The following is a 6,851-nucleotide window of genomic DNA, read 5'->3' as shown; positions in this document are numbered from 1 at the left end:
AAGCGCCCACGCCACAAGAGTATTCGTTGCAGGCTTGCAAAACCTACGACCAAATAACGAGAGTCTCGCTGCCAACGACGCATTCGTGCGGCAGGCGGGGCTCTCTACCATCGGCCTATCGCCTGTCCCGTGACAGGCATCGACCAGGCAGAGGCCCATCATGATCTATGCACAACCCGGAACCCCAGGCGCCGTCGTTTCCTTCAAGCCGCGCTATGGCAATTTCATCGGCGGCGAGTTCGTCGCGCCGGTCAATGGCGAGTACTTCACCAATACGTCCCCGGTCAACGGCGAAGTGATCGCCCAATTTCCGCGCTCCAACGCCGCCGACATCGACCAGGCACTGGATGCCGCCCACGCGGCCGCCGATGCCTGGGGCAAGACCTCGGTGCAGGAGCGCGCCCTGGTGCTGCTGAAGATCGCCGACCGCATCGAGCAGCACCTGGAACTGCTGGCCGTCAGCGAGACCTGGGACAATGGCAAGGCTGTGCGCGAAACCCTCAATGCGGACGTGCCGCTGTCGGCGGACCATTTCCGTTATTTCGCCGGCTGTATCCGCGCCCAGGAAGGAGGCGCCGCCGAGATCAACGAGTTGACCACGGCCTATCATTTCCATGAGCCGCTCGGGGTAGTTGGACAGATCATCCCGTGGAACTTCCCGCTGCTGATGGCCGCCTGGAAACTCGCCCCGGCACTGGCTGCCGGTAACTGCATCGTGCTTAAGCCGGCGGAACAGACACCGCTGTCTATCACCATTTTCGCCGAGCTGATCGCCGACCTGCTGCCGGCCGGGGTGCTTAACATTGTCCACGGTTTCGGCCGCGAGGCCGGCGAGGCCCTGGCGACCAGCAAGCGCATCGCCAAGATTGCCTTCACCGGCTCCACCCCGGTGGGTTCGCACATCATGAAGTGCGCCGCCGAGAACATCATTCCGTCCACCGTGGAACTGGGCGGCAAGTCGCCGAACATCTTCTTCGAAGACATCATGCAGGCCGAACCGGCGTTCATCGAGAAGGCCGCCGAGGGCCTGGTGCTGGCGTTCTTCAACCAGGGTGAGGTCTGCACCTGCCCATCCCGGGCACTGGTGCAGGAATCGATCTACGACGAATTCATGCAAGTGGTGATGAAGAAGATCAAGCAGATCAAGCGCGGCGACCCGTTGGACACCGACACCATGGTCGGCGCCCAGGCATCCGAGCAGCAGTACGACAAGATTCTTTCGTACCTGGAGATCGCTCGCCAGGAGGGCGCCGAGCTGCTGACCGGCGGTGCGGCCGAGCGGCTGGAAGGGGACTTGTCCAGCGGCTATTACATCCAGCCGACCTTGCTCAAGGGCCACAACAAGATGCGGGTGTTCCAGGAGGAAATCTTCGGTCCGGTGGTGGGCGTGACCACCTTCAAGGACGAAGCCGAAGCCCTGGCGATTGCCAACGACACCGAGTTCGGCCTCGGCGCCGGCCTCTGGACCCGCGACATCAACCGCGCCTACCGCATGGGCCGGGCGATCAAGGCCGGTCGTGTGTGGACCAACTGCTACCACCTGTACCCGGCCCACGCCGCGTTCGGTGGCTACAAGAAGTCCGGCGTCGGTCGCGAAACCCACAAGATGATGCTCGACCATTACCAGCAGACCAAGAACCTGCTGGTGAGCTATGACGTGAATCCGTTGGGGTTCTTCTAGTCCGCCAGCGCTGCAAAACCCCTGTGGGAGCGGGCTTGCTCGCGAAAGCGGTCGTTCAGCTTGCAGAAGGGCTGAATGTGCTGACGCCTTCGCGAGCAAGCCCGCTCCCACAGTTGGGTTTGTGTGATGCCTGGAATCGCTACCAACGCACCCCACCCACCGCTTCGAAAGTAGCATTCGAGCCTCGCGCTCCCCGTGCATTAATGACCCTGCCGGAATCGCCCGGTACAAGAAGAGGAAAGACCCATGTGGACTAAACCCGCGTACACCGACCTGCGTATCGGCTTTGAAGTGACGATGTACTTCGCCAACCGATGAGCGGCAGCCCGGCCCGGAGCGCTCGGGCCGGGCTACCCATTGGTCTGATTGCATTCACGGCGGGATGCTTTAGGCTCAGGGTATTTCACAATAAGAACAGGCTTACCGATGAGCCCGCTGCGCAAATTCGTTTCCCCTGAAATCATGTTCGGTGCCGGTTGCCGGCACAACGTCGGCAATTACGCCAAGACCTTCGGCGCACGCAAGGTGCTGATCGTCACCGATCCCGGGGTCATCGCCGCCGGTTGGGTGGGCGATGTCGAAGCCAGTCTCCAGGCCCAGGCCATCGACTACTGCATCTACAGCGCGGTCTCGCCCAACCCCCGGGTCGAGGAAGTGATGCTCGGTGCCGAGCTGTACCGGGAAAATCATTGCGATGTGATCGTCGCCGTCGGGGGTGGCAGCCCGATGGATTGCGGCAAAGGCATCGGCATTGTCGTTGCCCACGGTCGCAGCATCCTTGAGTTCGAAGGCGTAGACACTCTGCATGTGCCCAGTCCGCCGCTGATCCTGATTCCCACCACGGCCGGCACTTCGGCCGACGTCTCGCAGTTCGTGATCATCTCCAACCAGCAAGAACGCATGAAGTTTTCCATCGTCAGCAAGGCCGCGGTGCCGGATGTGTCGCTGATCGACCCGGAAACCACCTTGAGCATGGACCCGTTCCTGTCGGCCTGTACCGGCATCGATGCGTTGGTGCATGCCATCGAGGCGTTCGTTTCCACCGGTCACGGCCCGTTGACCGACCCGCACGCATTGGAGGCGATGCGCCTGATCAACGGCAACCTGGTGCAGATGATCGCCAATCCCGGCGATGTGGCCCTGCGCGAGAAGATCATGCTGGGCAGCATGCAGGCCGGGCTGGCGTTTTCCAATGCGATCCTTGGCGCAGTGCATGCGATGTCCCACAGCCTGGGCGGCTTCCTGGACTTGCCCCATGGCCTGTGCAACGCGGTGCTGGTCGAGCACGTGGTGGCCTTCAACTACACCTCGGCGCCCGAACGCTTCAAGGTGATCGCCGAGACGCTGGGCATCGACTGCCGGGGGCTCAATCACCGGCAGATCCGCACGCGGCTGGTAGAGCACCTGATTGCCCTCAAGCGCACCATCGGCTTCCATGAAACCCTGGGCCTGCATGGGGTCGGCACCTCGGACATTCCGTTCCTGTCGCACCATGCGATGCATGACCCGTGCATCCTCACCAACCCTCGGGAGTCGAGCCAGCGCGATGTCGAGGTTGTCTATGGCGAAGCCCTCTGAGGAGCAACAAAAAGCCCTGGCCGGTTTGCTGGGGCTGGGCAATCACTCGACGCGCAAGAGCCATTACCCGGAGCTGGCCGCGCGTCTGGCGGAGCTCGAACAAGCCCGGCAACGCTTGCAGCAGCTCAACGATCAGTTGGAACAGCGGGTGGCCGAGCGCACTGACGCACTGTTGGAGGCCAACCATAACCTGCAACAACAGATCGCCCGGCGCGAGTTGATCGAACAGCAACTGCGCGACGCCCGGGACGCTGCCCAGGCCGCCAATCGCAGCAAGGACAAGTACCTGGCCGCCGCCAGCCACGATTTGCTGCAACCGCTCAACGCCGCGCGCTTGCTGATTGCCACGTTGCGCGAACGCCACCTGCCGGCCACTGAGCAGGTGCTGGTGGAGCGCACCCACCAGGCATTGGAGGGGGCCGAAGACCTGCTCACTGATTTGCTGGACATTTCCCGGCTCGACCAGGCTGCCGTCCGTCCTGACCTGGCGCCGTATCGACTCGATGAACTGCTCGCGCCGTTGGTCTCGGAGTTTCAGACGGTGGCCGGTGCCGCGGGTCTGGAATTGCGGGTGCGTTTCACCGATGAAGCGGTCATGACCGACCTGCGGTTGTTGACCCGGATCCTGCGCAACCTGCTCAGCAATGCCTGTCGCTACACCCAGCAGGGTGGCATCCTGCTGGCAGCGCGGCGCCGGGGAGGGCGGGTCAGCCTGGAAGTCTGGGACACCGGGCGCGGCATCGCCGCCGATTGCCTGGAATCGATTTTCCTCGAATTCAACCAGCTGGACGTCGGCCGGGCAGCCGATCGCAAAGGCGTGGGCCTGGGCCTGGCGATTGTCGAGCGCATCGCTCACATACTCGGCTACCGGGTCCAGGTCCGTTCCCGGCCCGGACGCGGCTCGGTGTTCAGCATCGAGGTGCCGCTGTCTGCCGACCGACCCTTGCCGGTTTCGCAGGCGCCGGTACAGGCCGTGGCCGGCAACCCGTTGCCGGGCCGCCGGTTGCTGGTGATCGACAATGAGTTGAGCATTTTGCAAAGCATGGCCGCGCTGTTGGGGCAGTGGGGCTGCGAGGTGTTGACGGCCACTGACGAAGCGGGCGCCTTCGATGCGCTTCAAGGCCAGGCGCCGGAGTTGATCCTGGCGGATTTCCACCTCGACCATGGCGTGGTCGGCTGTGAGGTGGTGAGGCATCTTCGCGAGCATTTCCAGCAGCCGATCCCGGCCGTGATCATCACCGCCGATCGCAGCGACCAGTGTCGCCGCGCCCTGCGCAAATTGAATGCGCCGCTGCTCAACAAGCCGGTCAAGCCGGGTAAATTGCGGGCGGTGTTGAGTCAGTTGCTCGGTAATGCCAGATAAACACTGACCCCTGTGGGAGCGAGCCTGCTCGCCATTGCGGTGTATCAGTCAAATAGAGGTTGACTGGTCCGGCCTCATCGCGAGCTAGCTCGCTCCCACAGGGGCCCCAGGCAGACGGGAGGGCGAATCAGCGCCATCAAAACGCCGTCATTTGGTCGGCGTTTTCGCGCCAAATGTAAAAAGACGCTTCGGTCTGTTTGTTTCCTTATGTAAACTCCCCCCGCTGCGACAATCGGGCACGGCCAAGCCGGCCCGATCAAGACCGTTTTGCAGTGTCCCTCACCCAGCTGAAGCCAAGACCTACAAGAAGTCAGTGCCGGAGAGACATAAAGGTGGGCCGACGATTGCTCGGCCCCTGTAGGTCCTTCCACCCGTCCCTTCGATCCCACCATGCGGGCACTGCCAGCCATGGGCGTGGTCTACGATTGAACAGGACCGGTGGACGGAATGGCGTTCTATCCTAGGGATACACACATGTTGAAGAAAACACACACGGCGCTACTGGGCCTGGCGATGGCGATGGGTCTTGCGACCACGCACGCCGCCGAGGCAAAAAAAGTCGACGTCCTGCTCATCGGTGGGGGCATCATGAGCTCGACACTCGGCGTCTGGCTCAATGAGCTGGAGCCGGGCTGGACCATGGAAATGGTCGAGCGCCTGGACGGTGTTGCCGAAGAAAGCTCCAACGGTTGGAACAACGCCGGTACCGGTCACTCCGCGCTGGCCGAGCTGAACTACACCCCGGAAGACAAGAACGGCAAGGTCGATATCTCCAAGGCCATCGAGATCAACGAAGCCTTCCAGATCTCCCGCCAGTTCTGGTCCTGGCAGGTCAAGAACGGCGTGCTGAAGAACCCGCGCTCGTTCATCAACTCCACGCCGCACATGAGCTTCCTGTGGGGCGACGACAACATTGCGTTCCTGAAGAAGCGCTACGAAGCCCTCCAGGCCAGCCCGCTGTTCGCCGGCATGCAGTATTCCGAAGACCCCGCGCAGATCAGCAAGTGGGTTCCGCTGATGATGCAAGGGCGTGACCCGAGCCAGAAAGTCGCGGCCACCTGGAGTCCCCTGGGTACCGACGTGAACTTCGGCGAAATCACCCGCCAGTTCGCCGCTTACCTGCAAACCAGGCCGAACTTCTCGCTGAAACTGTCCAGCGAAGTGGAAGACATCACCCGCAACGAAGACGGCAGCTGGCGTGTTTCGTACAAGAACCTGAAGGACGGTACTGAAACCGAGACTGATGCCAAGTTCGTCTTCATCGGCGCCGGCGGCGGTGCCTTGCACCTGCTGCAGAAGTCCGACATTCCGGAAGCCCGTGAATACGCAGGTTTCCCGGTCGGTGGTTCGTTCCTCGTCACCGAGAACCCGACCGTCGCCCAACTGCACCTGGCGAAGGCCTATGGCAAGGCTTCGGTCGGCGCGCCGCCGATGTCAGTTCCGCACCTGGACACCCGCGTGCTCGACGGCAAGCGTGTGATCCTGTTTGGCCCGTTCGCGACCTTCTCGACCAAGTTCCTGAAGAACGGCTCGTACTTTGACCTGCTGACCAGCACCACCACCCACAACGTCTGGCCGATGACCAAGGTCGGTATCGAGCAGTACCCGCTGGTCGAATACCTGGCCGGTCAGCTGATGCTGTCGGACGAAGACCGCTTCAACGCGCTGAAGGAATACTTCCCAGAAGCGAAGCAGGAAGATTGGCGCCTGTGGCAAGCCGGCCAGCGCGTGCAGATCATCAAGCGTGACGAAGAGAAGGGCGGCGTCCTGAAGCTCGGGACCGAAGTGGTCGCTTCCCAGGACGGCAGCATCGCCGGCCTGCTGGGTGCCTCGCCAGGTGCCTCGACCGCTGCGCCAATCATGCTGACTGTGCTTGAGAAGGTCTTCAAGGACAAAGTCGCAAGCCCGGCCTGGCAGGAAAAACTGCACCAGATCGTGCCGAGCTATGGCACCAAGCTCAACGACAGCCCTGAGCGCGTCGCCCAGGAATGGGCCTATACCAGCGACGTCCTGCAACTGGACCCGCCGCCGGTGATCGGCAAGCCAGGCGCTTCCACGGCACCGGCCAAGCCGGAAGCAGCCCGCGAAGGCAACCCAGCCGCTGACATGGCGCTGTAAAAACCGGACGTTGTCTGGTGAGGTACAAGAACGCCGCTCAATTGAGCGGCGTTTTTTATTTCGGGCTTTAACAACCTGTGGGAGCGGGCTTGCTCGCGAAAGCGGTATATC

At 62.3% G+C, this 6,851-nt stretch carries 5 protein-coding genes; all 5 read left to right on the top strand.

Annotation, left to right across the window (positions count from 1 at the left end; all coding sequences use genetic code 11):
- Positions 1 to 160: 160 nt before the first annotated feature.
- The 5 genes from RGM2987_RS00800 (at position 161) to mqo (ending at position 6,740) form a co-directional block, all read left to right on the top strand.
- On the top strand, positions 161 to 1,681 hold the full coding sequence (locus RGM2987_RS00800) for an aldehyde dehydrogenase family protein (protein ID WP_245138214.1): 1,521 nt from the start codon (positions 161 to 163) through the stop codon (positions 1,679 to 1,681).
- Between the two features lie 246 nt (positions 1,682 to 1,927).
- Positions 1,928 to 1,999 (top strand): pyrroloquinoline quinone precursor peptide PqqA, encoded by a 72-nt coding sequence (pqqA, locus tag RGM2987_RS00795; protein WP_003243383.1) that lies wholly within the window; start codon positions 1,928 to 1,930, stop codon positions 1,997 to 1,999.
- A 108-nt stretch (positions 2,000 to 2,107) separates the two neighbouring features.
- Positions 2,108 to 3,259 carry an alcohol dehydrogenase-like regulatory protein ErcA gene (ercA, locus tag RGM2987_RS00790; protein WP_245138213.1) on the top strand — a complete coding sequence of 384 codons (1,152 nt, stop codon included), beginning with the start codon at positions 2,108 to 2,110 and terminating at the stop codon, positions 3,257 to 3,259.
- Complete coding sequence (locus RGM2987_RS00785) at positions 3,243 to 4,622, top strand: hybrid sensor histidine kinase/response regulator (protein WP_245138212.1); 1,380 nt, start codon at positions 3,243 to 3,245, stop codon at positions 4,620 to 4,622. The genes ercA and RGM2987_RS00785 overlap by 17 nt, the downstream gene beginning before the upstream one ends.
- A gap of 474 nt (positions 4,623 to 5,096) precedes the next feature.
- Positions 5,097 to 6,740 (top strand): malate dehydrogenase (quinone), encoded by a 1,644-nt coding sequence (mqo, locus tag RGM2987_RS00780; protein WP_245138211.1) that lies wholly within the window; start codon positions 5,097 to 5,099, stop codon positions 6,738 to 6,740.
- Positions 6,741 to 6,851: the final 111 nt, after the last annotated feature.

The sequence above is a fragment of the Pseudomonas sp. RGM2987 genome (assembly GCF_022952855.1).
GTDB lineage: Bacteria > Pseudomonadota > Gammaproteobacteria > Pseudomonadales > Pseudomonadaceae > Aquipseudomonas.
Note: the sequence above shows the minus strand (reverse complement) of the source record. Positions and strands in the feature narration are given on the sequence as shown.